A 26,693-nucleotide genomic window follows, 5' to 3' on the forward strand; every position below is an offset into this window, starting at 1 on the left:
TCCTTTGCGGCTTAATCCGGCCAGCGCAGCACGCCGTCGAAGCGGTGCCGGCTGCGGTTTTCGATCGGGGTTGCGATGATCTCGTTGGAGGCGCGCGCCTTGTCGAGTTCCTCGGCCAGGCGGTTTGCGACGATGACGTCCTGGCCCGGATGCAGGTTGCACGGGTCGAGGTAGAAATAGCGGTGCTCCACCTCGTGGTCGCGCACGATGATTGGCGGGTTGCCCCTCGCCAGCGCATCGGCCAGATCCCAGGCGGTGATATGGGCCTGCTCGGCATCGACGATAAGACGCAGCCGGTCGAGCGGATTGTTGGTCGGATCGGGCTCGATCAGCGCGGTAACGCCGGGACGGCCGTCGAGTGTGCGCTTCCACAGGTTGAGCGAGCCGGTCTCGCGTTCGCGGATGCCGGCATGATCGCGCTTTTCCCAGGCTTCGAGTGCGGCCATGACGCCGAAGATGCTCTCCTTGCCGACCTTCATGCCGCGGCCGATGCCCATGTTCTGCAGGAAGGCATGACGCACCAGCTCCTTCCGGCCGGCAACGATGCCCGAGGTCGGGCCGCCGAGGAACTTGTGGCCGGAGTAAAGGGCGATATCGGCCCCCTGCTCCAGGAAAATCCTGAGGTCGTATTCCGAGGCCGCATCGACGATGACGGGCACACCCCTGGCATGGGCGATCTCGACGAATTCCTTGAAGTTCAGCAGGCCGTAATCGACGACATGGTGGGAGACGACATAGACGGCCGCGGCGGTCTTGTCGGTGATCGCCTTTTCCATGTGAAAGCGATGCGTCGAGGTCGCCTGTCCCACAAGCACGACCTTGCCGCCAGCAAGCCGGATCGCCTGGTCGACGGGCGCGCCATAGCTCACCACATGGCCCATCTGCACCAGCACTTCGTTCTTCTCGGACACGGCATCCGGCAGCTTCTCGATCGCCAGCAGATTGTCGGCGGTGATGGCGCCGGCGACGGCCAGCGAAATGCCGGCCGAGCAGGAAGCGGTGACGAAGCCGGCCTCGCCGCCGGTCAGCCGGGCGATGACGGCGCTTGCCTTGCGCTGCAGGTCGTTGATCTCGACGAAATGCGGCAGGATCGACGCCATCGCCTCGATCGCCTCCGGCACGACGATCGAAGCGCCGAGGCTGGTCATCGTGCCGGATACGTTGATGACGGGGCGAAGGCCGAGCGAAGGTCTGATGTCATTGGGCATGAAGGTCTCCAGAAGTCTCAGTCGAGGAACAGGCCATGGGTGGGCGCTGCTCCAAATATGAAAGCTCTCGTCAGCCATTCAAGGCGACGATCGCCTCGATTTCGACGGTGATGTTGCCAGGCAGCGAACCGAAGCCGACGGCCGAGCGGGCATGTTCGCCGGCCGCGCCGAAGACGGCGATCAGCAGATCCGAGCAGCCGTTGATGACACTCGGATGATCCTCGAACTCAGGCACGGCATTGACCATACCAAGCAGCTTGACCACCCGCTTGACGCGAGAGAGATCGCCGAGCGCATCATGCATGACGGCGAGCAGATTGATGCCAGTCAGCCGCGCATGCCGATAAGCCTCCTCGACACCGACATTGGCGCCGACCTTGCCGGCGTGCAGGAAGCCGTCGGCCTCGCGCGGCCCCTGGCCGGAGAGGTAGAGCATATTGCCCTCCACCACATGCGTCACGAAATTGGCGATCGGCGGCGGCGGCGGGGGCAGCTTGATGCCGAGGGCGGCTAACCGTTGGTAAGGCGAATTCTCGACCTTGCCGGCGGCGTTGGGAAACTGATTCACGCAAACTCCTGTCATGCGAATTTTGATTTGGAATGGCCGATTTAAGTCGGCGGATTAAAGGTCCTTGCGAAGTCTTGGGTCGAGCATGTCCCTGAGGCCGTCGCCGACCATCTGCAGCGACAGCACCGAGAGGATGATGGCGACACCGGGAAACAGCGTCATCCAATCGGCCTGGCCGATATATTGGCGGCCGGCGGCAATCATCGTTCCCCAGGTCGGAATTTCCGGGCTGACACCGAGGCCGAGGAAAGAGAGGCCGGCTTCGGCAAGCATGGCGCTGGCAAAGAGGAACGTCGCCTGCACCAGGATCGGCGAGAGCAGGTTGCGCAACACATGCCGCGTCATGATGTGGAAGGTGGAAATGCCGAGCGCCCTCGCCGCCTCGACATAGGGCAACTCGCGAATAACCAGCGTCGAGGCGCGCACGATGCGCGCCAAGCGCGGCGCGTAGACGATCGACAGCGCGATGATCACAGTGGTCAAGGACGGGCCGAGAGCGGCGACGAGGGCGATCGCCAGCAGAATATCCGGGAAGGCCATCATTGCGTCGATCAGCCGGGCAATCGGCGTATCGAGCTTCTGGAAAAAGCCGGCAAGCAGGCCGAGCGTCACGCCGATCACTGCCGACAGGCTGACGACGGCAACGCCAACGAGCAGCGACAGGCGGCCGGCAAAGATCGTCCGCGAGAAGACGTCGCGGCCGAACTCGTCCGTGCCGAAGAAGAAGGTGCCGCTCGGCGGCTTCAGCCGGTTGACGATGGAAAGCTTGGACGGCGAATAGGGCGCGACGACAGGCGCGAAGACCGCCAGCAGCACGAAGACCGCCAGGATCAGCAGGCCGAAGGCCACCGTCTTGCGCCTCAGCAGGCGGCGGACGAATTTGCTGCCTTCGCTCTCAGCTGATTTGATTGCGATATCGGCCATCAGTAGCGCACCCTCGGATCGACCAGCAGATAGAGCATGTCGATCGCAAAATTGATCAGCACGTAGAGGGCGGCGATGACGAGCAGCGCCCCCTGGATGACGGGATAATCGCGCCGCAGCACCGCCGAGACGACGAGATTGCCGACGCCCGGCAGGCCGAAGACGGTTTCGGTGACGACGGCGCCTGAGATCAGCACTGCCGCCGTCAGGCCGAGCACGGTCAGGATCGGGATCAGCGCATTCTTCAGCGCGTGCTTGAGGATGACCTTGCGCTCGACCAGCCCCTTGGCGCGCGCCGTGCGGATATAATCGTCGCCGAGCACATCCAGCATTGAGGCGCGGGTGAAGCGCAGGATCAGCGCCGAGGAGACGATGCCGAGCGCAAAGGCCGGCAGCGTCAGATGATACATGCGGTCCGCGAAGGTCGAGCCGGGGCCGCCATAACCCGAGACCGGGAAGAGGTTGAGCCGGACGGCGAAGAACTGCATCAGGATGAGGCCGAGCCAGAAGCTTGGGATGCTGGCGGCAAACATCGCCAGCGTCGTTGCCGCCTGGTCGACGAAGGAGCCGCGCCGATAAGCGGCATAGATGCCGATCGGCAAGGCGATGATGCTGGCGATGGCCAGCGAAAACAGCGTCAGGAAGAAGGTCGGCTCGGCGCGGTCGAGCAGAGCCGAGGTCACCGGCATGTTGAGGAAGATCGACTGGCCGAGATCGCCCTTCAGCAGCTGGCCGATATAATAGAGATATTGCAGGCCGAGTGACTGATCGAGCCCGAGCCGGGCGCGGAGATCGGCAACATCCTGCGGCGTCGAATCCGGCCCGAGCATGACGGCGGCCGGGTCGCCCGGCGTCACGCGCACGATGACGAAGACGATCGTGACGACGAGAAACATCACGACGATCATGCCAAAGAAGCGCTGGAGGATGTAGCGGATCATGAATGCTGGCCTTCAAGCCCTTGCAGATGCAGCAGAAAAGACCGGCGCCGAGCCCCGCAGGGCCGGCACCGGCGGCGATGCTTACTTCTTGATCGAAGCGTTCCAGAAATACGGCCACGGGGCCGCATCGACGCCTTCGAGCTTGACCGACTTTGCCGCGACGGCGTTGAAATCGCCGATCTTCATGAAGGGCGCGTCTGTATAGATAGCCTTCTGGACATCGGCCCAGAGTGCCACGCGTTTCGTCGGGTCGACCTCGGAGGTGAAGGCATCGACGGCGGCCTTGCGGGCCGGCGTATCCCACCAGCCGGGCGAGCTGGTCGAGAGCGAGCCGATCAGCGCCGGCTCCGGCAGGAAGGGGCTGTGGGTGATGTAGATATCCCAGAGCTTCGGATCGGTGCGGCGCTGCGTCAGCGTCGCCCAGTCCACCACCTGCATATCGACGGTGAAGCCGGCAAGCTTCAGATATTCGGCGGCGACCTGCGCCATCTTGTAGTGAAATTCGTACTGGCGGCTGGTGAGGATGCGGATCGGCTCGCCGTTGTAGCCGGCCTTCTTGGCGGCAGCGGCAGCCCCTTCCGGATCGGCAACGTTATAGGCGCCCTCGACGCCGGCATCCGTCGACCAGGAAAAGGTCTTCGGATAGATGGCGCCGTCGAGCGTATAAAAATCCTTGCTGCCGAAAGCCGCGGCCAGCATGTCTTCCATGCTGAGCGCCTGGCGGATCGCCTTGCGAACCTCGACATTCGCAGCAACACCTTCCTTGGTATTGAAGACGAAGACCGGATAACCGAAGGGCTTCAGCATGACCGGCTGAGAGGCGGTGGAGGCTTTCAGCTTCTCGTAGGATTCGACCGCGATCGAGTCGATATAATCATACTGGCCGGAGATGGCGGCCTCGACGCGGGTGTTCGGGTCCGGCACCGGCACGAAGCGGATTTCATCGAGATATTGATGGCGGGCGCCGCCATACCCATTGCTGTCGCCTTCGCGGGACTTATAGCCGTCGAAGCGGACGAGCTGGATATACTGGTCGGCCTTGCGCTCCTTCAGCATATAGGGACCGGTGCCGATGAACTCCTTCATCGGCTCATCCTGCTTTTCGGCAGGGATGATGATCGCCGCCGAATTGTTGAACGCAAGCAGCGACGTCAGCGGCGCATAGGGCTGCTTCAGCGTGATGGTCACGGTCGAAGGATCGGCGGCAGTGATCTTGTCGATGAAGCCTGCCACCTGCTTGCCGCGCGAGGCGATCTTCATCCAGCGGCCGAGCGAGGCGACGACATCGTCCGAAGTCATGTCGCTATTGTCGTGGAACTTGATGCCGGTCCTGAGCTTGATCGTATAGGTTTTGCCGTCGGCGCTGATCTCCGGCAGGCTTTCAGCCAAAAGCGGCGTGACGTTCCAGCTCTTGTCGAAAGTGTAGAGTGTTTCGAAAATATGCTGCGTGACGATACCGACGAGATCGGCCGTCGACGACATCGGATCAAGCGTCGGCGCCTCGCCGATCGTCGCGACATTGATGACGCCGCCCTTTTCCTGGGCGAGCAAGGTCGAAGGCAGGGCGACGAGCGCGGTGCCGAGCAGGAATGCGACAAGTGTTTTCATGTGAAGGCTCCCGTTTAGTTCCACAATTATGTAATTCATCTTTTTGTAACAGAATAAGAGATGAAGCGATGGTGTCAAGCGGAAGCCGCGGATTATATCGTGGGACGAGGGTCAGAACGTCGGGAAGCGCGCTCCCACTGGCCGCCTGCCCCAGGGTTGCGCATTATATCAGGGTGGAGAATCAGCGGCGCCGGGGCTTCAGCAGAGGGAGGGTGGAATGAACATCGATTTCAACGACGGAAAATGGCTGAACGAACCAGCCAGCTGGCAAGCTGACGCAACCGGCCTCACGATAACGACCGACGAGAAAACCGATTTCTGGCGCGAGACCCATTACGGCTTCATCCGCGACAGCGGCCACTTCCTCGCCTTTCCCACGGCCGAGAGTTTCACCGCCCAGATCCGCATCCAGGGCGAATTCCGCACCCTCTACGACCAGGCCGGCCTGATGGTGCGCCTCGACGAAAGCCGCTGGGTCAAAACCGGCGTCGAATTCACCGACGGCGAAGCCTTCCTCAGCACCGTCGCCACCGACGGCCGATCCGACTGGTCGGTCTCACAGCCCTTCAAGCAACTCGAGGACTTCCACATCCGCGTCACCGTCAAAAACGGCGCCCTGCGCATCCAGGCCTCCCGCGACGGCAGCCGCTGGCCGCTGCTGCGGCTAGCGCCCTTCCCGATCGCCGACCAATACGAAGTCGGGCCGACGGCCTGCACGCCGGAGCGCAGTGGTCTAGTGGTGCGGTTTTCGGAGTTTTCGATCGGGCCGGCGATTACGACGGATCTGCATGATTTGAGTTAAGGGGCTTCGGGAATGCGGTCAAATGCCGGGCGGCCGCTAGCGGTCGTCTTTGCACCACGTCCCACCGCGCTGCCCGTCGCGATCTATAGAAGTTCACTGGCCCAAGAATCTTCTCTTTAGAAACTCTTGGTCGTACGGGCGACGCCTCAATAACCGGCCGTACATCACTACCCATCGCCATCATTTGGTCGACGATCCCTTGCACGAAATAGTACATGAAATCTCCATGCTCAGCCAATAATTCGTTGTTTTCCTTGATAAATATGCACATTTCTTGTGCGGAATCCTTCTTGGCCATGCTCCATGCCAAAATCTCACCTGCCGATATGTAATGCCGGAGACGAATTGCTCGCTGAAGTCCGCCGAATTCACCAAGAAGTGAATCGACATCATCACTAGTAAAGTAACCGAGCGATACCAATTTTTGCACAAAGGTTCGGAAGAACTTACTTTTTGAAAGCATCGTTAAGGCTCCGAAGATCCGACCGACCCTGAGGTCACCAAACGGGTTCTCACAATCATGCTGGCCGAAGAATACTAGGCTCGCCGCTGATGCGGGCGAAAGCCCGCATCTTGGTGTGTACGGGCGACACCTCCTGCAAACAGAAAACGCACCGTCCCAAACGAGCGGTGCGCTCCGGCTTCTACAGGCATCTAAGAAGGAGATGAGGAGCGTCTTATTGCAATTAGACGTTCAAGTTGATGCAAAGATTCCGGGACACCCCGCCAGTTTCCACGCATACAAATATTTTGGATAGGGAGAAATTATCTTCCCATCGACTTCCACCGGATCTTTTCGATTCCCATAATCTATAATGAACTGAAGGTGTTGGAGCGCCATCCCCCGAAGTCTATGTGAATACCTATCGAGGCCTTCAAAGGCATTTAAGTCAGCGAATTCGTTTTCGCCAATCAGCATTTTTACAATATCGGCCGCGAAACCGTGATCGACAAGCCAATCGACATCGAAACCTTCCTTCGTCATTGTTAATATCTCAATTTGAAATTGGGCATATCTCCATGGATCGATCGCCCCGCTTTACATGGAGACAGCGGAGCTAGATGCCTTCGCTCCGTGAAATATCTTGACATTTTTTCTAGATAATCCCGTGAGAATACCTACAGAAACTCATCCAAGACATTCATGACCTGCTCTTCAAAACTCCAGTTTTCAGGCTTTTCTTTTTGGTTAAACCATTTCATTCCACCCGATATCCATTGCTGGCGTTTATTGCGTGCACTTGCCGGTGTGCAGTCCTCGTAACCGAATTCGGTTCCGCAACATGGGCATATTTCCCACGTAGGAGAATTGCCGTCATCACCCCATGGGGGGGCAGATAATTCGTAGCCGCATACCCGGCAGCAATTATTTTTTCTGTGCATTGAAGTAATCCAGGTTGGTCGGATAGCCGTGCTCAGCAGGGTCGGGTCTAAACATTGTTCTCGGCGTCCCGTCCGAACTCTTCACGGCAAATGTGTTAGTCGTGGGGTTATACAACACCGTATCGCCGTTGGAGCGTGTTATAGTAAGAGTTTCCGTCGGCGGATTTGCGACAAAATCCCTGGCACCTTGAACGTACTGAAGTGAATTCTGGTACTCGGGAAATTCGGACAAATGCTTGTCCCAATGGCCGTATGCATTCTCTACAGCGGTCTTTGAGCCGGTCGAAGACCAAAACGATCCGCTCGAGTTGTTTGTAGCGATAGCAGCCCTTTGGGCCGCGGCCATGTTATCGTAGATTGCGCCGTTTGGCGCCGCATAAACAACGTTGCCTTCTGGATCAAGGACACGAGAAAAACCCGTTGGAAGGCCGCTAACATCCGCCGATGCTGCACCAACGCTGGATCGAAAGGCGCTGTACCCCTCGGGCACAAGAACCGTCGTCCCATCGGAGGTAACGATCGTTTTATATACAGTGGTTTCACCGTAAAAAACTGATTTCGGAGAAGTGTTACTCAGAGCACCCGTGGCATCTAGCGCAATCAAAAACGCACTTGACATTTTGCTCGCGGCCATAGCCGCGTAGCCGAACTTCATGGCCTGGATGTCACCCGTCTTGAAAGCTGCAAGTAATACGCCGACTACACCGCTGACATCTTTCGACTTAAGGATAGTCCATTGTTCGGCGCTTATTGTACCTTGATTTGGGTCATTTGGATCAAAGTACGCAACAGCCTGCGCCAGCGTCCTCATTGTCATAAATTGATCGATGAGGCTGATCGGACCATCGGCCGTAGCAATGCCTTCGAACATTTCGGCAGCCGCTTGTCGAACTTCGCTACGCGCGTATTTGCAGGCTTCCGTTGAACTGCCTTCGCAAGCATCAAGAAGAGCATCGCGTGATTCGTCGAGTTCCTGCAATCGATCCAGCTGGCGGCAAGCATCTGCATCCGCGGCAGCACATTTCGCTCTCAGCTTATCTCCCATTTCGATTTCGGCGTGCTTGAGATAATTATACTGATAGTTTGCAGCACCGTATCCAGCGCCTTCAGCGCCGCCGACGGCTCCGCCTACACCAGCCGCAAGAGTTGCGCCGATCAGTTTGGCGAGCGCGTCACCTTCCGGCGTTCCTTCGTATTTTGTGCCTTTAAGCATGCCCTTGACGAGTTCGGCGATAGCCGGCGCCATCAAGGTCGTGACAGCACCGCCCAGAGCAGCTTTGATCGCTCCCTCCCAACCGTTAACGCCACCGAGAATACCGCCTCCGATGGCGTGCAGCAGCGCACGGCCTGCGCCGCCTTCCTTCCAGTAGTCCATCCCTGCCTGGTCTTGGTTCATAGCAGCTTGCTTGTAGAGTTCGCTGGCAATATCACCGGCAAGCCCCGCCATAGTTTTCTGCGCTTCCTGCAGATCGGCCTGTGTCTTATACTGATCGCGCAGAATATTCTGCAGGTCCGGCAGACCGGGCAACGAGGTGTTAGTGTCATCCGTGTCGCGTCGGATCGTGCCGATGTCCTGCATCTGGTGCTCAGGATCGGTGATGGCGATGCCGATATTGTCGCCGATGGCTGAATAAGCCTTGCCGGTTTCGCTCTCCCCGTCTTTGACCTTTGCGAGACTCAGGCCGCCGGAGCCGATCGAGGCGCCGTAGGTGTCGGCCTTCCAGCGCGAATGGGTGTCGACATCGGAGACCTCAAGCGTGCCGGTTTCAAGATGGTTCTGATCTGCCGGCGCCTGGCTGGTAAGCAGGCCGCCCACCAGCGCCGTCTTCTTGTCGACGGTCAAATCAAGACCGCCAATGCCGGCATGGATGCCGGATTGCTCGGAGACGATGGCGGCGTCACCCGTCGCCTTCTGCGTCGAGCCGGAGGCACTGAAGCCGTCCGTGCCGATCGAGCCGGAGAGGTTGAGCTGGCGGGCCTCGGCAGTCGCCGTGTCCACCAGGCTCTCGACCGTCAGGTTGCGGACGGCGGCGGTCACCGAGTTTCCGGTGACGGTAGCGCCCCTCAAAGTGAGGTCGTTGGTCAGAATGGTGACGTCGCCGGTGCCGTTGACATGGCTGTTATAATTGGTCAGCCCCGACGTGCCGTCATTGCCCTTGCCGTAGGAGCCTGTGATGTTGACGCCGGGCGTGCCGCAGCCAACCTTTGTGCCACACTTCCAGCCGACGCCGACGCCGACACTATACGACGAGTTCTGGGTGGATGTATTCGACGTGCCGGTCGCGGCATTGAGGGTAATATTGCCCTTCTCCGCCGACAGAAAGATGTCACCAGCAAGCGGATCGTCGGAGATTGTGGGCAGGCCGAACTTGTCGTAGCGAGCTACGATCTGTGCGCCCTCGCTGGTGATCGAGCCATTCTCAGCCTCCAGCGCGATCGAGCGGCCGGCGCGGATGTCGGTGACGACGGGCGTCGAGGATAATGAGGACGAACTGTTTTCCTGATGGTTGACGCCGGCCGACAGCGACACTGAGAAGCTGAGGCCTTCCGCTGTGGGCGACGTGTCCGTCAGTTGCTTATAGGCTTCCTTCAGGCCCTTGTAGCCCTGATAGAAACCGAGAGCGGCAATGGTGGTGTTGGTGACGGCGTTGACGCGGGTATCGCCGGCAAGGCGCTCGGCCGAGTTCATGATGCTACTGGCGGCTTGGCTCACCTGACTGGAGACGCTGAGCGTCACGCCGGCGAAGGTCTTCTCATGCATCTCCTCGTAGTTGGTCTTATCTGCGGCCGACAGCAGATTGATGTCGTTGGTCGCAAACAGATTGACGTCGCGCTCGGCCGAAGCTTGTGCTGCCTGCAGGTTGAGATTGTTGCCGGCGGAGATGTTGAAGTCGCGGCCGGCAGACAGCGTCGACGCCGCATTGGTGTCGGACTGCTGCGCGGAGCTGTCCTTACTCGTTTGCGCGCCGATGCCTATGGAGATGCCGCCATTGCCGGCAGAGAAGGACAGGCCGAAGCCGGACTTCTTCTCCTGCTCGGACTGGGAGAAGCTTTCCGCGCCGGGCGTTACGTTGACGTCGCGGGCCGCCGACAGGTTGATGTCGCGTTCGGCATCGACCGAGGAACCCATAATATTGAGATCGGTCGCCTTCGCCGTCAGGTTGACGTCCTCGCCAGCGGAAAGCGCTGAGCCGACATTGAGGGTCGAGGCCTGGGCGCCCTTGTTCTGCTGGCTGCCATAAATCGAAATGAATCCGCCGCCACCGCCGATGCCGAAGCCGGACTTCTTGCGCTGCTCTTCGAGCTCGTGCGTTTCCTGCGCCCCGATGATGGAGACACTGTCGCCGGAGATGTTGATGGAGCCGCCGGCATCAGCCTTGGAGCCAGCAATCACCGCCGCGCCGCCGGCGCTCAGATTGATATTGCCAGATGCGCCGAGTTCGGAGGCGACGGTCGCTTCGTCGTAGCTCTTGTGGCTGGAGGAGCCTTTGGAAAGGAAGCCGCTGCGCGAGCCCTTATCATCCTTGGCTGTGGTGTCCTTGCCGGAGGCGATGACTATGTCACCGCCCGCGGTGATGTTCAGGTCGGCCGGAGTGGTGCCGTCTTCCTTGCCGGCCTCGATCTTCGAGGCTGAGATGACGGTATCCTTGCCGGATTCGATATCGACGCCGCCACCGCCAGTGATGGCGGAACCGACGGCCGTCGTCGTTTCCAGATGCGTGGTCGTCTTCTCGCTCGTACCGAGGAAACCGCCCTTGCTGCTGAGCCTGGTGTCGAGGGTGGCAGTGTCGGTGGCTTCGGCGATCGTCACGTCGCCGTCGGCCTTGAGAGCGACCTTGCCGTCGGCGGCAAGCTTGCTGCCGACAATGTTGAGGTCGTGATCGCCGCCGCCGTTGCCCGCTTTCACCGAGAGATCGCCGCCAGCCGATATCTCCGAGCCGACATGGGTGATCGACGAGGCGGATTTCTTGCCGAAGGTGGATGCCGATTGCTCCTGCGCGGCGGTAATATTGATATCGTCGCCGGCGCTCAGCGCGACATTGCCACCGGCCTTGATAGAGGAGCCGGAAAGCAGGATGTCGTCGCCGGCCTTAATGGTCGCATTCGTGCCGGCGGAAAGCTGCGATTGCTGCTGGTCGGTGGAAAGCGTCCTGGTGTAACCGGACTGGTTGTTGCGGGCGACATCGGTCGAGACGACGGCCACAGAGCCGTTGTCGGCGGTCACATCAAGCGTCGTGCCAGCCTTGGCGGAACTGCCGATGACATTGACGTTGTCGGTTGCCTTGATCGTCAGGGCCCCGCCGCTTGCGATCTGGGTGCCGGTGGCATTTTGCTGACCGTTGTTCTCCACCTTGGCCGCCGCGAGGGTGACATTGGAGCCTGAGAGCTGGGCGGAGCCGCCGGCGTTCACCTTGACGCCGTTGAGGGCGAGATCGCCGCTGCCGCCGGCAAGCTGCAGGTTGCCCGATGCCGTCACACCGGCATTGGTATTGACCATGTTCTGGCCGCCGATCGTCATCGTCTGGGCGGCAAGCGTGATACCGTTGGTGGCGTTGAGCACCGTGTCGCCGCGCGACAGGAACGTTCCGCTGCCCTGGATGGTCTTGCCGGCGATGGTAAGGCCGCCATTGGACGCGATCAGGCCGGAATTGTCGAGATCGTCGACATCCATGTCGACCGAGCCGCCCGCCATGACGGCGCCGGCGCCGGTGAGCTTCTGCCGGTCGGCGGCCGCGACGTAGACGACAGGCGCGAGCACCTGGACGCCGTTGACGGTCTGCATCTGGTAGAGGACGATCGACTCCGTGAGCGCGGCCGCCTGCTCCGGTGTGAGACCTTGGCCGACGGCCAGGCCGTGCTTCTTTGCATAGGCAACACCGTTGTCCAGCAGCGTCTTCATCTGCTCGATGGCGCTGTTGCCGGCAATGAAGGTGCTTCTGCCGAGGCCTTCGCCGACGAGTTGGCGCAGCTGCGTGTCGATCAGCTGGTTCTCGAAATAGGCATCGCCCAGGAACGGAACCGTCGTCTCCGGCTGATAACCGATCTTGCCCATGAAATAGGCGGAGCCGTAGAAGGTACCGACATCAAGGAACTTGGCGCGGGTTTCGAACAGGAAGGTCTGTCCCGGGATCGGGTCGCCGAAACCGCCCGATCGCGGATTGGTCGAGGCGACAAGGGTGGTGCCAAGACCCGTATTGACGTTGAAGAGGGCGCCGCCCGCCGTCAGGCCGCTGAGAGCCGACAACGGATCGCCGGGGTTGCTTGCGGCGGTCACGCTGGCGCCGCCGGCCATCGAGCCGGCTGCCGAGGTGTTATTGACGCTGCCGAAATCGACGGAGAGCGCCCCGTGAGCCTTGATATTGGCCGAGACGCCGCCGATCGCCTGGACGGAGCTGACGATCGTCGTGCCGTTGGCGATGTTCTTCGAAGGATTGGCGTGGCCGTTGGCATCATAGGCGGTGCAGGCGCCCTGGGCGCTGCAGGTCGTCGTCGTCGTGCGGAAGAGGGTGACGCCCTCATTCTTCAGCGTCGAACCCTTCAGCGTCGCGGCGCCGCCGGCCTCGATCGAGCTGTAGGAATTGGTGAGATTGGTGGCGTCGATGGTGAGGTTGCGGCTCGCCCGGATCGTCGCTTCGGGGCTGAGCGTGCCGGTCAGGCGGTCCTCGTAAACCGACTGGCTGAGATGGGACGACCAGTCCCATGAATAGGTGGTGCTTTCGTCCGAGCCGCTGAAATTCACCTCGTCGACGATGAAATAGCGCGACGGATTGTTGGGATCGGCAACCGGGTTGCCGTTCGCATCCCGCGGCACCCTTGCCCTGATCCAGTCGATGATCGGCGTGACCTTCTCCGGGCCGTCGGCCGAGATCCAGGTCCATGCGTGATAGGTCGTGCCGTCGGCAAGCGTCGCCTTCGACCAGAGCAGCGGCTCATAATCCTGCCACAACCCCGGATCGACGCCGGCATAGAGCTGGAACATGTTCTGATCTGCGGTCTCGAGATAGCCGAAAGGCAGGCCGGCAGCGGCGGGATTGAGCGTGAAGCCGGTGAGAACGCCGGAGGAAACCAGCGTCCCGGTCGTCAATTGCGGCGTGGCGGTCCGCTTGTTGGTCAGCTCGCTGGTGAGGATGGACATGTCGTTTCCGGCCTGGATGAGGCCGGAAATATTGGTGACCTCAGTACTTCTCTGCGCCGATGTGACGCCTGCAATCTTGAGGTCGTTGCCGGCAAGGATGGCGCCCTTATTGTTGGTGAGCACTCCGCCGATGAAGAGGCCGGCGTCGTGGCGGGCATAGACGAGGCCGGTGGCGCTGTTGTCAAAATTGCCGGAAATGTTGAGCGTCAGATCATCTTTGGCCGCCAATTGCCCCGCATTGGTCAGCGATTGCAGCGTCAGCGTCAGGTCGTCGTCGGCGAGCAGCGCCGTGCTGGCCGAGGTGGAGAGGCCGTCGGCATTGATGGCGATGTCGCCGGAACCGCCGGCATCGGTGATGGCATTGATCTTGGCGCCGCTGAGATCGGCCGTGCCGGAGAGATTGAGGGCGAGACCGCCGAGCGTGAGGCTGCTGTTGCTGAGATTGGCGCTATCGGCATTGAGCGTCAGCGTGCCGCCGGCTGTGATGTTGCCGGCTGCGCCATTGGAGAGATCGATATTGGTGGTCGTGAGCGTCAGGTTGCCGGTGGCGCTGGTGGGGTTGCCGTAGCTAATCTGGCCCGTGGCCGTCAATGCTGCATTGCTGAGGCTCTGGAGCTTGTTGTAGGCGATATTCTGGCTGGCCGTGGCCGAAAGATTGCCGCTGCTGAGCAGCGCATTGCTGACGGTAATCGAACCAATTGTGGCGGCAAGACTCATGCTGCCCGCCTGCTGCAGCGCCAGCGTGCCATTGGCGGATTGAGCGGTGGCGGCGAAATCGACGCCGGAGGCAACGGTCGCGGCTGCAATCGAGCGGCCTGAAGCCGTGACGTTGCCCTGCGCCAGCACATCGCCCGATATGCCGATATCGGCGCCGGCGGAAAGGGTGAGATTGCTCCCGCTGACAAGCGAGGCGGCAGAGATCGCGCCTGATGTCGCGGTGATCGTCAGCGCATCGGCGCTCTTGACCGCACCTGCAACCTGGATGTTGCCCGCCGTACTGGACAGGGTGAGCGCATTGCCGGCCACGACGCTGCCGGCCGAAATGCCGTTCGATGACGACATCTGCACGTTGGCCGCGCTGTTGACCTCGCCGCCGACACTCAGCAGGCCGCTGCCGCTGGAAAGCGCGATATCGCCATCGGCGGCGACGGTATCGAGGGTGATGCCCTGATCTGCCGCAATGGTGGCCTTTGCTTTCGACGTGAACTTGGAGGCCGTCACCTTCGACTTCGAGGAGATCGAAACGCCCTGCTCGCCGGAGACATTGCCGAGCGAGATCTTGCCGTCGGCCGACAAAGACAGTTCGTTGGTGTTGGCCGCGAGATCGCCGCTCATGCGCACGCCGGCGCCATTCTCGGTGACGACGATCTTGATGCGGTCGGCCTGCATGGCGCCGAGTGCGGTGCCGTCGATCGCATATTCCGGCGTGCCGGAGATCGGCGCGAGCGCCTGAGCATCGCCCGTCGCGTAGTCGAAATTGGACGCACCCGCCGTCACGCGCATCGACTTGCCGTAGACCGGGCCGTTGACGTGGACGCTGCGCGAGACGATGTCGAAGAGGTCGACCGCGCCGGATCCGGCGGAAAAATTGCCGCCGTTCGGCCCGATGGTGACATCGCCGCCGTTGACGCTAAAGCCGTTGAGCTTGCCATCGGCGCCGATCTGCGGCGCCCCCGTCGTCAGCGTCGCATGCGGCGTGTTGATGAAGCCGCAGCCGTCGCAGGTGATGCCGTTCGGATTGGCGATGACGACATCGGCGCGCCCGCCGAACACTTCGATCGCGCCGTTCAACGCAGAGCGGTTGCCGCTGGTGACTTCGTTGAGGATGACCGATGCCGGCCCTGAGCTGTTGAGGTTAGGGTTTCCGGGCGTGACGCCGCCGAGATTGGAGTTGCCGATCTCGCCCTTGAAGTTGTTGAGGATCAGACCCGGCGTGCTGACGTTGAAATTGTCGTATTTGTTGTGCGACAGGCCCTGGCTGTTCGGGGTGACGATGTCGATGAGCGGCACGCCGTTGGGTGCCGAACCAACGCCCGGCTGATTGGCGGCCGGCGCCGTGGTACTCGCCGAGACCGACTGGGCATTGGCAAGCATCGGCTGAAAGACCAACAGGCTGCTCAGCAACAGCGCGAGCGATTGCCGGGCAAGACGTGCTAGGCTGCGACCAGGTCTTTCATTTGCTCCGGCGACGCCACTTATTGCTGTCGTCGACTTGCTCTGCTCTCTGCTCATCACTGTCTTCCGCGACCTTAATCCACGTGACGAATAAATCCCGCCGTGGTTGCATCTTTTGAACGACCGAGACCACAACCGTTGGTCACCGTCAACTTCCGCCTGCGCTTGAGGTAAATGCAATCCGAATCAAATGGACGCGATTTGGCGCGTCCGTGCAGGCGTCCGGTTTGCTATTCTCCGAATTTCTTGAACGTGATGGAGGAATAGGCTCCCGGAAGAACCTCCCTCATGACCTCGCGCTCGGCCGCGCTTGCTTCCTGCCCGACCACGACCGGGTGGGTCTTCGTCCCCTGGACACGGAAATAGCCGGCATCGACGATCTGGCCCTCGCCAATCGTAATCGTGCTCGAACCTTCCAGTGCACTGATATAGCTAAACAGACCATCATGGTCGCCGCCTGCCTCAAGCTTCAAGGTTCCGTTCGGGGAAGAGAGCTCGCAGGAGGCGTAGGTAACGACATAGGTACCGGGCGCGATGGGTTGAAAGGCGCGCTCGTAGTCTTTCGCATCTCCGATAGGGTTCAGCAAATTGCCCTTCGGATCCGCAGGCTTTTTTTGCTCCGGCAGAAGCCACCTGTAAGCCGTCCAAAAGCCAACAGGGGCGGCCAATTCGTCAGGTGCGCCATTGACAAGCTTGCGAAGCCGGATATCCCCTGGGCACCGGACAGGGCCGAACAGGCCGGGATAGACAAAGCGCGCCAGTATCAACGCGCCTTTTTGTTTTCTTGCGTTGAGAATCTCGGTGGATTTTGCCACTCTTTCGCTGGCGACCATCGCGGGATCCTTTGTCCCGCACGATGCCAACAGCACGGCTATGATGCTCAATCCCGCAACGGCAAAAGCTCTTTTGGTCATACGAATTTTCTCCGTTTCGATTGAGGGAGGGGATCAAACGCCGGCAAGGACCTGTCGCCATCCCTTCGACAATATGACTGCTGCATTGCAGAACCTATTTCTGGGTGAGCCAGGTCTTCACATTGCGGGTGAAGGAATTGGAGAGCTTTTGGGCGAGCGCGTCCTCGCCCTGGGACTGGGCCGCATTAATGGCCATGGCAATGACGATGCCGATTTCCCCATCTCCCCTCACGCCCTTGTCTTCACCGCGAATGCTCTGGGCTTCGGCTATCAACTGGCCGGTCTTGGCATCCTCGAGCCGCACCGTTCCCTGGATGTAGCTGTCGTTTCCGGCAATCACCCGTCCCGCCTTGCTCGACACATCGACCCTATGCAGAGTCACGACCAGACGGCCCTTGACCGGACCGCCGGGCAGGCCGGTCAACTCGCGCGCCATGGTGCTCTGCAGTGTGCGCACCACCGCGGGCAGCTGCGGGTCCGGCTTTGTGCGGTCGAAAAAGCCGCCCATGGTGATATCCGGCGCCGTCTCGACGCGGATCTGCGAGACCGAAGTTTTCTTGAGGGCCGAGACCAGCCGGGGATCGCTGGTGACGCAGGATGCCAACGTCGCCGCCAGCAGGAGAAGGGTTAGAAAACGCACGAAACGCATAGGAAACTCCGGACTTCATTTATAAGATTTGCGTGCCCGCCAAATTCAGTTCCGATTGTCCGAGGACGATGCCGGCTTCGGCTTGCTGTCGAGATGCTTGTAGAGCTCGGTCAGCTGGGACTTGGGCGCCGGGCATCCCTTCGATTTGGCGATGCTGGTCAGGACATTGTTCCTGTTGCGCAAAGCGTCGATCTCGACCTTCTCAGGCGATTTCGGGTCCATGAAAAACAGCGCCGGCAGAAACAGCAGCACACCGGTCGCCCCGAGCACGATATTCTTGCCCTGCGCATCGGTGCGCTCCTTCACCGTCGAGGAGATCTGCCGCTCGTTGGCCTCGAACTCCCGCGCGATGCCGGCGCAATCGAAGGCGCTGTCGGACGGGTTGGTCGAAGCGACCGGGCGTGCCTCCCGCCCGGCACAGCCGGCAAGCGACATGGAAAGAGCAAGGATCAGCGCCTTCGATCTTGAAAGGGTGTTGGCGTGCTTGTTCGTCGAAATATTGCGGGTGGTCATGGTCCTGCTTTCGTTACCAATGAGCGGATGCGCTGAAATAAAAGAGCCCGCCGTCGACATCGTCGAGGCTGCTTGCAACAATGTCGGAATAGCCGAGGTCGGCACTGATATTGCCGCCGACGGCCCGGATGCCGGCCGTCCAGCTGGCGAGGTCGCCGCCTGATATGTCGAAGCGTTTTTGCGCGTAGACGTGGCCGTAATCGAAGCCGAGATAGGGACGCAGTTCCCCGAATGCCTTCGCAGCAGCGCCGCCGCCCTGGTTGGATTGCGTTCGCCAGACGATCTCGTTGTGGCTGAACATGCCATTATTGCCGAAGAGCACGCTTTCGCGCATGCCGCGGACGTTGCTGTAACCGCCGAGCGAGATCTGTTCGGCGCCGAGCAGATTGTCGGGGGAATATTGAGCGCTGAGCAGCGAGGTGAATTCGAACTGCCTGCCGGCGGTCTGGAATGGCTGTGTCACGCTGATGGTGGCGTTGAATTTCGAAAACCGCGGATCGGCATTGCCGGCACCCGGATCCCCCGGGTTAACCGCATCGAAGAGACCGAGCCCCTTGTCAAAGCTGGCGTCGAACATCCAGATGCCGCCGAACATGCGGCGGGAATGGGAAATACCGATATCACCGACCGTATAGCGGCGGCTGCCGACCTCGATCAGATTGCCGAGCAGGAAGTTGTTGGTCTGCTTGTAGGTCAGGCCGCTGCGGACCGTGGTGATCGAATCCTTGTCGCGGGAGATAACGCGATCGATGCCGAGACCCACCTGCCCCGAATTGCCGGAGGTTTCGAGCGTGCTGAAGTTTCCTTCGACCGCACTTTCATATTGGTACCAGGAGCCGTTCAGCGAGAGGGTGGAGTAACCGTAGGGGACGCTGACGCTGCCGGAATAGCTGTTGCCATATCCCCTTCCGTCGTCGCTCCACGGATAGCTCGGGCCGCTATGCTCGTAGGAGAAATTCCACTGGTCATTGATGCCAAGCAGATCGTCGAAGCCGAGCGATGCCGAACTGCGGGAAAAGCCGGTGCTCTGCTGCCCCATATTGTTGTTAGCGACGGAGACATGCCAGGGCCGACCCGCCCGGTTTTCGATGTTGAGGATCGAGGTTCCGTCCTTCGGGCCCGGCAGCATCGCCGATTTGGCATCGTTGGCCTGCAGCCGGTTCATCTGGTCGAGCCCCTGCTCGATATCGCGGATATTGACGACACGGCCGATCAGGCCGGGAAAGGCGGTCGCCAGCGAAGCGTTTCCGGCCACTTTCCGGCCGTTGAGATAGATGTCGGAGAGCGTGCCTTCGACGACCAGCAGACGGAGAATCCTGGTTTTGCGGATATCCTGCTGCGGCACATAGGCCCGCGAGGTTACATAGCCATGATCGATATAGAGATGCGTGACATCCCTCAGCACCGCATTGATCTCGGCAAGGCCGACGCAGCGGTTGCCGTAAGGCGCCGTCACCCTGCCGATCTCCTGGGTCGACAGCAGGTTCGCCCCCTCGATCACGACCCGCGTGATGTCGAAACAGGCACCCTTGCCGGGGCCGGCGGGCAAAGCGCCGTTTTCCGCATCCGCGCCGCCGCCGGGTGTTGCGCGGCGCAGGGCATCCAGCCGCTGCGTCTGCGACTGCTCCTCCTGGCGGCGGTTGAAATCATCGGCAGGCGTTTGCGCATAAGCGGGGGCGATCGCCACTGCGAGAGCAGCGCCAGTAACCAAAAAGTATCGAATTTCTGTGGTCATGGGTGAAATTCGGCTACTTCGCGGCGACGGACTGAAGTTCATCGAGGGCCGGCTTCAGCCCCTTCAGCGAGAAACGGATATTGACGTCCTGGCCGTTCATCAGCCGCACCAGCCCTTCGGCGGCGGCGCCCTTCTTCAAAGCCGCGGTCATTTTCGTATCCAGCGCCAGCTGCGCCCAGCATCCGGTCTGGTTGCAGTTGCGATAGTCGAGCTTGGCGACGGGCTTGCCGTCGGCCTTGATCGACAGGCCCGCGGGCAGGAAAACGTTGAGCGGCAGAAGGGCGGTCAGCATCAGCCGTGGCTTGCCCTTGTCCTTGTCGGAAGGCGCGGCAGGCGGCGCCGATATCGCCAGCGTCAAGATATTGACGGGTTTACCGTCCTTGGTGACTTCTGCCACCTGTGCGACTTCGCAAGCCTCAGCGCCTGCCGCACCGGTGCAGCGATAATACCAGTCGTCGAATTTCTGAGATTTTAGCGCCGGCGCCGATTGGGTCGGCGCTTGCACCTGCTCCGGCTCTTGGGTGCCGGGAGATTGCGAAAAGGATGGGGTCGCATAGGCGATCGATATCAGAATGGGGGCACTCGTCCGGAGACCCCGCTTCATGCTGCTTTTCAAAAATGTCTTCATTTAAAATGCAACTTCAGGAAGATTTTATTCTCGTCGAAAGTCATATCGCTACAATCCGCAATTCGGTCAACCTTAACGTGTCAGCACGGTAAAGTTTGCGTTAGGTATTTACTTCGCGTTCTGGGAGATTACGTTCAGTTTGCCCGAGACCCCACTCGCAACGAAATCGCCAACAGATTCCAAAATTCGAATGAAACTGATTGGCGAGACCCATGAGACGATGCGCAACTTACGCGAAGCTGGTCACCTGCTAGTTATCATTGAAAATCAGGCGCATAGACGGATAGGATGAATAATTCCTCACCCTCCGACATCCGGAGAATCCTGCGGAAGATGAGCTGCACTCATTTTGAAGAAAAGACGCTCCGAGGCGCCTGCATCATTCCCGATGCCGCTCCCAAATACAGAGATGTATTTCGGGAATTCCTTACACCCCCGGGTTGCTACTGTTGTTTATCTGCGAATGAGGGGACAACCGCATGGCGAAACCGCAACGGCCGACGCAGTCCAGGACGGAATTCGCGGCCCAGCATTCGCGAAAACCCGATCAAGACCCGAATCGGCGGCGACCTCCCGTCTCTCGCTGCGCCGTCGCAGGACTGTCATTTTCGAGATGACATCCGCCCCGTTCTCTGCGAAAAAGGGCGCGATGAGAGACAGGGGCGCCCGTCGACAGACGGGCTGAGAAGCACCCTTCGAACCTGAACCGGATAATGCCGGCGGAGGGAGTCGCTCGGGGTCGCGGCTTAGCCCGCACGATTTACCCCGTGCCCGCCCCCGCCTGAAAGGGGCCACATGCAGACCAGGACCACACCAGGAGCCATGCTGACGGCGATGCGCGAGAAGCCGCCGCTCGTTCAGTGCATCACCAATTACGTGGCGATGAACATCGCCGCGAATGTTCTCCTGGCCGCCGGCGCCTCGCCCGCCATGGTGCATGCGGCTGAAGAAGCCGGCGAATTCGCCGGCATCGCCAGCGCGCTGACGGTCAATATCGGCACGCTGTCGACGCAATGGATCGACGGCATGCAGGCGGCGGCGAAAGCGGCAACCGCGGCCGGCAAATCCTGGGTGCTCGATCCGGTCGCCCATTATGCCACGGCCTTCCGGCGCGATGCGGTCGCCGGTCTGCTGGCGCTCAAGCCGACGATCATCCGCGGCAACGCTTCCGAGATCATCGCTCTTGCCGGCGGCGAGAGCCGCGGCCAGGGCGTCGACAGCCGCGATCCGGTCGAGCAGGCCGAAGGGTCGGCGCGATGGCTTGCTGAGCGGCAGCAGGCGATCGTCGCCGTTACCGGTGCTGTCGATTTCGTCACCGACGGCGAGCGAGCGGTGCGCATCACCGGCGGATCGGCGTTGATGCCGCAGGTCACCGCACTCGGCTGCTCGCTCACCTGCCTGGTCGGCGCCTTTGCCGCCACGGTGCCCGAGGACCTGTTCGGCGCGACGGTCGCAGCCCTTTCAACCTTCGCCATCGCCGGCGAGGAGGCAGCACTCGATGCGGCCGGTCCCGGTTCCTTCGCCTGGCGCTTTCTCGATGCGCTGCACGCACTCGACGCCGAAACGCTCGATGCCAGGGCAAGGATATCGGCGGCATGAAGACCTTCGACCTTTCGCTCTATCTCGTCCTCGATCCTGGCCTCTGCGCCGGGATCGGCATGGTCGAAACGGCACGGCTTGCCGTTGCCGGCGGCGCGACAATGGTGCAGCTGCGCGACAAACAAGCCGGCACGGCCGCGATGATCGAGACCGGTCGCGCCTTGAAACAGGCGCTTGATGGCACCGGCGCCCGCCTCATCGTCAACGACGATGTCGAGGCGGCGATCGCCATCGGAGCCGACGGGTTGCATATCGGCCAGGAGGATATGGATGCGGCGACAGCGCGGGCGATGATCGGCTCCGACATGATCCTCGGTCTGTCGGTCGAGACTGCGGCGCTTGCCTCTGGCGTCGATCGCAGCCTCGTCGATTATACCGGCGTCGGGCCGGTGTTTGCGACCCCGACCAAGGCCGACCATAAGCAGCCGATCGGTTTTGACGGCCTGGCAAAGCTGGTGAAGGCCTCGCCGGTGCCGTCGGTCGCCATCGGCGGGCTCAAGGCGGAGCATGCGGCCGAAGTCTTTGCCGCGGGCGCCCGCGGGCTTGCCGTCGTCTCCGCCATCTGCGGCATGCCGGACCCGGAAGCCGCCACGCGCCGCATCGCCGCAGAAATTCGAAAGGCCCGCGCATGATCCGCAACGTCCTCTCCATCGCCGGCTCCGACCCCTCGGGCGGCGCCGGCATCCAAGCCGATCTCAAGGCCTTTTCCGCCCGCGGCGTCTACGGCATGGCGGTGCTGACGGCGCTGACGGCGCAGAACACGCAAGGCGTCAGCGGCGTGCATCTGGTGCCGCCTCCATTCGTCGCCGATCAGATCAATGCCGTCTTTGCTGATGTGCGCGTCGATGCCGTCAAGATCGGCATGATCGCCAATGCCGGCATCGCCGAGGCCGTCGCCGCCGCACTCGACGCAGCTCTGGCCGCAGCACCGGCCGACCGCCGCGGCATCCCCATCGTCATCGACCCCGTGATGATCGCCAAGGGCGGTGCCGCCCTGCTTGCGCCCGAAGCCGTCGACGTGCTGACCCGCCGGTTGCTGCCGCTGGCGACACTGCTGACCCCGAACCTGCCTGAAGCCGCCGCCCTGCTGCACCAGCCGGTCGCAACGAACCGGGCTGAGATGGCGGCGCAGGCCGAAGGCCTGCGGGCGCTCGGTCCGGCCGCGGTGCTGGTCAAGGGCGGCCATCTCGACAGCGACGACAGCCCCGACGTGCTTGCCACGGCCGATGGCCTGCACTGGTTCGAAGCCCGGCGGGTGCCGACCAAGAACACCCACGGCACCGGCTGCACGCTGTCGAGCGCGCTGGCGGCTGAGCTTGCCAAGGGCGCCTCGGTGCCGGAGGCGGTCGCCATCGCCAAGGATTACCTCGCCGGCGCGGTCGCCGCTGCCGGAAGCCTCACGGTCGGCTCCGGCCACGGGCCGGTGCAGCACTTTCATGCGCTTTGGAAAGTGACGGAATAAGCATCCATCATCGACGCACCCCTTCAATCGAAACGGCTCGGGCTCCCCGGGCCGTTTTTACTTTCGGCAGCCAGCTTGCTTTTGAGCGGGAGCATCGTAGCGAGCAGCATCGCACCATTTGAAAAACGCAGTTGACAAGCTCAGCCAGATAGCCAAGTCTATGACATTAAAAGGGGATATATTCCGCAATAACGGAACATGAGGAGGAATGACCGGTGCCAGACCTGCTTGTGAGTCTATACTCCACAAAGCTTGCCGATCTGAGTCGGAAGGCCGATCATGTCGGTGCCGCCATCCGCCCGGCCCTCCCCCCGGAACTGCATATCGTCGTCGAATGGGTTCGCCAGCATTTCAGCGAGAACTGGGCAAGCGAAGTCTCCGTCGCTTTCTCCCGCCAGCCTGTCGCCTGCCTGATCGCCGTCGACGGCGGTAAGCTGCTCGGCTTTGCCTGTTACGATACGACGGCGCGCGGCTTCTTCGGCCCGACCGGCGTCGACCCAGAGGCCCGCGGCAAGGGTATCGGCCTCGCCCTGTTTTCCGCCTGCCTTCAGACCATGAAGACGCTTGGCCATGCCTATGCTTTCATCGGCGATGCCGGCCCGGTCGATTTTTACGCGAAGACCGCAGGCGCCATCATCATCCCCGCCCCCGACAAAGGCATCTACGAAGGCATGCTGAGACGCATGGCCGACCTGACCATCTGATCCCGGAGTTACAGAATTGTCCTCGACCCCGCTCGCCCTTTTCGTCGGCCTTCCCAATCCGGTCCTGTCGGATGAAGAATTCGCCCTGTTTCGCGAGACCAATCCGCTCGGCCTCTTCGTCGGCCGGCGCAATCAGCGCGAGCCGGAGCAGACGAAGCGGCTGATCGAACGCTTCCGCGAAGCCGTCGGCCGCGACGATGCGCTTGTTTTCACCGACCAGGAAGGCGGCCGCGTGCAGCATCTCGATGCCGGCCCCTGGCCGCTCTTCCGCAGCTTCGGCCAGTTCGCCGAACTGGCGCGCCGCGATTTCGCGCTCGGCAAAAGAGCATTGCGCCTTTCCTCCCAGGCCATGGGGGCGATGATGACGGAACTCAGCCTTTCCAGCGGCTGCTCGCCCGTTCTCGACCTCGTCTTCGCGACGACGAGCGCGGTCATCGGCGCCCGCTCTTTCGGCCCCGATCCTGATGTCATCGCCGCCCTCGGCCGCGAGGTGGTCGACGGCCTGCTCGAGACCGGCAACATGCCGGTGATGAAGCACATTCCCGGCCACGGCCGCGCGACGCTGGATTCCCACAAGGAGCGCCCGGTGGTCGACGCCAGCCGCGAGACGCTCGCTGCCACCGATTTCAAGCCCTTCGTGGCGCTGAAGGATACGCCCTGGGCCATGGTCGCCCACGTCGTCTACTCGGCCTACGACAAGGAGCTGCCCGCTTCCATCTCGCCGGTCATGCACGACGTCATCCGCAACGATTTGGGTTACGACGGCGTGCTGATTTCCGACTGCATCTTCATGGAATCGCTCTCCGGCACCCTGCCGGAACGCGTCCGACAGGTGCTCGACGCCGGCTTCGACATCGCCCTCCACAGCCATGGCGACATCAGGGAAAGCGAAGCAGCCGCCAAAGCCGCCCGGCCGCTGACGGACGCCGCTCTCAAGCGGATCGCCGCCGGCAAAGCCCGCCTCGGCAATCTCCAGATCGACGTCCGCGCCGCCCATGCTGAAGTCGAAGACATGTTTGCAAGCGCGTTGGTCTCCTGACGGCGCGCCATCTCTCACCGTATAAAAAAGGGGAATAAGACATGAAAAAACATCTTCTTGCCGCCACAGCACTGACGCTGCTTTCGGGCTCCGCCATGGCGCAAACGGTCCTGACGGCGAATATCGAACCGGCGACGACCTGGGTTCGCAACTTCAACCCGTTCAACCAGACCTCGTCGCGCCAGTCGACGCTCGATTTCATCTACGAGCCGCTGGTTATTTTCAACCGCTTCGACAGCAACAAGCCGGTCTATCGTTTGGCCGAAAGCTTCACACTCTCCGACGATCTGAAGAGCATCGATTTCAAGCTGCGCCCGAACCTGAAATGGTCTGATGGTAAGCCGCTGACCGCAGCCGACGTCAAGTTCACCTATGACTACCTGAAGAAATTCCCGGCGCTCGACTTCGTCAGCATCTGGAGCTTCATCACCGATGTCAAAGCCGTCGACGGCCAGACGGTGCGCTTCACGCTCGCCAATCCGAGCTCGCTCGCTGCCGAGCAGATCTCGCAGCTGCCGATCGTTCCGGAACATGTCTGGAAGGACGTCGCCGATCCGGTCACTTTCGCCAACGAGAACCCGGTCGGCAGCGGCCCGCTGACCGAGGTTCCGCGCTTCACCGGCCAGACCTACGACCAGTGCCGCAACCCGAACTACTGGGACAACGCACATCTGAAGGTCGATTGCATGCGTTTCCCGCAGCTTGCCGACAACAACCAGATGCTGACGGCAACGGCCGACGGCACGCTCGACTGGGGCGTCTCCTTCATTCCCGATATCGACAATGTCTATGTGTCCAAGGATCCGGCGCATTTCCACTACTGGTATTCGCCGAGCAGCATGGTCGCCTTCCTGTTCAACCTGGAAACGGCGAACGAGAACAACAAGAAGGCCTTCAACGACCTGAAATTCCGCCAGGCAGTCTCGATGGCGCTCGACCGCAAGACGATGATCGACGTCGCCGGCTACGGCTATCCGACGCTGAACGAGGACCCCGGCCTGATGGGCGAGCTTTACAAGAGCTGGGCAGACCCCTCCGTCAAATCAGACTTCGGCAAGTTCGCGACCTATGACGCCGACGCCGCCAAGGCCCTGCTCGACGAGGCGGGTTACAAGGACAAGGACGGCGACGGTTTCCGCGACAATCCCGACGGCAGCAAGATCTCCTTCTCGATCATCGTCCCGAGCGCCTGGACCGACTGGATCGACACCGTCAATCTCGCCGTCGAAGGCATGCAGGCGGTCGGCATCGACGCCAAGATCGAAACGCCTGAAGAAGCCGTCTGGACCGGCAACCTCATCAACGGCACCTTCGATGCGGCGATCAACAGCCTGCCGGCCTCGGCCTCGCCCTATTATCCCTACAAGCGCGCCTTCAGCGCTTCGGACAAGGGCAAGACCCGCTTCACCGCGCAGCGCTGGTTCAATCCCGATGTCGAAAAGCTCGTCACCGAGTTCACCCAGACCGCGGACCTTGCCAAGCAGAAGGACGCGATGAACAAGGCGCAGCGCATCGTCGCCGAAAACATGCCGATGATTCCGGTGTTCAACAATCCGAACTGGTACCAGTACAACACCAAGCGTTTCACCGGCTGGTCGACCAAGGAAAATCCCTTCGTCAATCCGTCGATCTCGCGCACCAATCCGGCACGCCTCCTGAACCTGCTCGCGCTCAAGCCGGTCAAGTAAGACACCTCCCGGGAGCG

Annotated in this window: 21 protein-coding genes and 1 riboswitch; of the genes, 7 read left to right on the forward strand and 14 right to left on the reverse strand. The window is 61.2% G+C overall.

What is annotated here, in order from left to right; translation table 11 throughout:
- Nucleotides 1–11 precede the first annotated feature (11 nt).
- The 5 genes from FHX14_RS01785 to FHX14_RS01805 all read right to left on the reverse strand — a co-directional run bounded on the left by FHX14_RS01785 (nt 12) and on the right by FHX14_RS01805 (nt 5,249).
- Nucleotides 12–1,208 carry an aminotransferase class V-fold PLP-dependent enzyme gene (locus tag FHX14_RS01785; RefSeq protein WP_184375735.1) on the reverse strand — a complete coding sequence of 399 codons (1,197 nt, stop codon included), beginning with the start codon at nt 1,206–1,208 and terminating at the stop codon, nt 12–14.
- Nucleotides 1,209–1,278: 70 nt separating this feature from the next.
- Complete coding sequence (locus FHX14_RS01790) at nt 1,279–1,791, reverse strand: RidA family protein (RefSeq protein WP_037074330.1); 513 nt, start codon at nt 1,789–1,791, stop codon at nt 1,279–1,281.
- 39 nt (nt 1,792–1,830) lie between these two features.
- Nucleotides 1,831–2,700 (reverse strand): ABC transporter permease, encoded by an 870-nt coding sequence (locus tag FHX14_RS01795; protein WP_184375739.1) that lies wholly within the window; start codon nt 2,698–2,700, stop codon nt 1,831–1,833.
- Nucleotides 2,700–3,641: an ABC transporter permease gene (locus FHX14_RS01800; RefSeq protein ID WP_184375742.1), complete on the reverse strand. Its 942-nt coding sequence runs from the start codon at nt 3,639–3,641 to the stop codon at nt 2,700–2,702. Before FHX14_RS01800 ends, FHX14_RS01795 begins: the two co-directional genes overlap by 1 nt.
- 81 nt (nt 3,642–3,722) lie before the next feature.
- On the reverse strand, nt 3,723–5,249 hold the full coding sequence (locus tag FHX14_RS01805) for an ABC transporter substrate-binding protein (RefSeq protein ID WP_184375745.1): 1,527 nt from the start codon (nt 5,247–5,249) through the stop codon (nt 3,723–3,725).
- A 217-nt stretch (nt 5,250–5,466) separates the two neighbouring features.
- Between FHX14_RS01805 and FHX14_RS01810 the strand changes: the two genes are divergently transcribed.
- On the forward strand, nt 5,467–6,051 hold the full coding sequence (locus FHX14_RS01810; protein WP_184375747.1) for a DUF1349 domain-containing protein: 585 nt from the start codon (nt 5,467–5,469) through the stop codon (nt 6,049–6,051).
- On the opposite strand, the gene FHX14_RS01815 is transcribed toward FHX14_RS01810, so the two are convergent.
- The 9 genes from FHX14_RS01815 to FHX14_RS01860 all read right to left on the reverse strand — a co-directional run bounded on the left by FHX14_RS01815 (nt 6,023) and on the right by FHX14_RS01860 (nt 20,184).
- Nucleotides 6,023–6,514 (reverse strand): hypothetical protein, encoded by a 492-nt coding sequence (locus FHX14_RS01815; RefSeq protein WP_184375749.1) that lies wholly within the window; start codon nt 6,512–6,514, stop codon nt 6,023–6,025. The two genes, FHX14_RS01810 and FHX14_RS01815, sit on opposite strands and share 29 nt — an antisense overlap.
- A 231-nt stretch (nt 6,515–6,745) precedes the next feature.
- Nucleotides 6,746–7,036: a hypothetical protein gene (locus FHX14_RS01825; RefSeq protein ID WP_184375751.1), complete on the reverse strand. Its 291-nt coding sequence runs from the start codon at nt 7,034–7,036 to the stop codon at nt 6,746–6,748.
- Nucleotides 7,037–7,170: 134 nt separating this feature from the next.
- Entirely contained in the window at nt 7,171–7,434 is a 264-nt protein-coding gene (locus FHX14_RS01830; RefSeq protein WP_184375753.1) for a hypothetical protein, read from the reverse strand.
- The gene (locus FHX14_RS01835) at nt 7,418–15,802 is read right to left on the reverse strand and encodes a hemagglutinin repeat-containing protein (protein WP_246713334.1); all 8,385 of its coding nucleotides are present in this window, start codon (nt 15,800–15,802) and stop codon (nt 7,418–7,420) included. The genes FHX14_RS01830 and FHX14_RS01835 overlap by 17 nt, the downstream gene beginning before the upstream one ends.
- 173 nt (nt 15,803–15,975) lie before the next feature.
- The gene (locus tag FHX14_RS01840) at nt 15,976–16,659 is read right to left on the reverse strand and encodes a hypothetical protein (RefSeq protein ID WP_012555143.1); all 684 of its coding nucleotides are present in this window, start codon (nt 16,657–16,659) and stop codon (nt 15,976–15,978) included.
- A 94-nt stretch (nt 16,660–16,753) separates the two neighbouring features.
- Entirely contained in the window at nt 16,754–17,308 is a 555-nt protein-coding gene (locus FHX14_RS01845) for a hypothetical protein (RefSeq protein ID WP_184375755.1), read from the reverse strand.
- Nucleotides 17,309–17,353: 45 nt separating this feature from the next.
- Nucleotides 17,354–17,821: a hypothetical protein gene (locus FHX14_RS01850; protein ID WP_184375757.1), complete on the reverse strand. Its 468-nt coding sequence runs from the start codon at nt 17,819–17,821 to the stop codon at nt 17,354–17,356.
- A gap of 13 nt (nt 17,822–17,834) precedes the next feature.
- Nucleotides 17,835–19,556, reverse strand: coding sequence for a ShlB/FhaC/HecB family hemolysin secretion/activation protein (locus FHX14_RS01855; protein ID WP_184375759.1), 1,722 nt, complete (start codon nt 19,554–19,556; stop codon nt 17,835–17,837).
- A 13-nt stretch (nt 19,557–19,569) separates the two neighbouring features.
- Nucleotides 19,570–20,184, reverse strand: a complete 615-nt coding sequence (locus tag FHX14_RS01860; RefSeq protein WP_184375761.1) for an invasion associated locus B family protein — start codon at nt 20,182–20,184, stop codon at nt 19,570–19,572.
- A 648-nt stretch (nt 20,185–20,832) separates the two neighbouring features.
- Nucleotides 20,833–20,929: riboswitch (TPP riboswitch) on the forward strand.
- A gap of 50 nt (nt 20,930–20,979) precedes the next feature.
- Between FHX14_RS01860 and thiM the strand changes: the two genes are divergently transcribed.
- The 6 genes from thiM (at nt 20,980) to FHX14_RS01890 (ending at nt 26,676) form a co-directional block, all read left to right on the forward strand.
- The gene (gene thiM / locus FHX14_RS01865) at nt 20,980–21,783 is read left to right on the forward strand and encodes a hydroxyethylthiazole kinase (protein ID WP_184375763.1); all 804 of its coding nucleotides are present in this window, start codon (nt 20,980–20,982) and stop codon (nt 21,781–21,783) included.
- The gene (thiE, locus tag FHX14_RS01870) at nt 21,780–22,415 is read left to right on the forward strand and encodes a thiamine phosphate synthase (RefSeq protein ID WP_184375765.1); all 636 of its coding nucleotides are present in this window, start codon (nt 21,780–21,782) and stop codon (nt 22,413–22,415) included. Before thiM ends, thiE begins: the two co-directional genes overlap by 4 nt.
- A complete protein-coding gene (gene thiD / locus FHX14_RS01875; protein ID WP_184375767.1) occupies nt 22,412–23,245 on the forward strand; it encodes a bifunctional hydroxymethylpyrimidine kinase/phosphomethylpyrimidine kinase in 834 nt (277 codons plus the stop codon). Before thiE ends, thiD begins: the two co-directional genes overlap by 4 nt.
- A gap of 215 nt (nt 23,246–23,460) precedes the next feature.
- Complete coding sequence (locus tag FHX14_RS01880) at nt 23,461–23,949, forward strand: GNAT family N-acetyltransferase (RefSeq protein WP_184375769.1); 489 nt, start codon at nt 23,461–23,463, stop codon at nt 23,947–23,949.
- A 16-nt stretch (nt 23,950–23,965) separates the two neighbouring features.
- On the forward strand, nt 23,966–24,988 hold the full coding sequence (locus FHX14_RS01885) for a glycoside hydrolase family 3 protein (RefSeq protein WP_184375771.1): 1,023 nt from the start codon (nt 23,966–23,968) through the stop codon (nt 24,986–24,988).
- A 41-nt stretch (nt 24,989–25,029) separates the two neighbouring features.
- Nucleotides 25,030–26,676, forward strand: coding sequence for an ABC transporter substrate-binding protein (locus FHX14_RS01890; RefSeq protein WP_184375773.1), 1,647 nt, complete (start codon nt 25,030–25,032; stop codon nt 26,674–26,676).
- Nucleotides 26,677–26,693: the final 17 nt, after the last annotated feature.

Source organism: Rhizobium sp. BK619 (assembly GCF_014195245.1).
GTDB lineage: Bacteria > Pseudomonadota > Alphaproteobacteria > Rhizobiales > Rhizobiaceae > Rhizobium > Rhizobium acidisoli.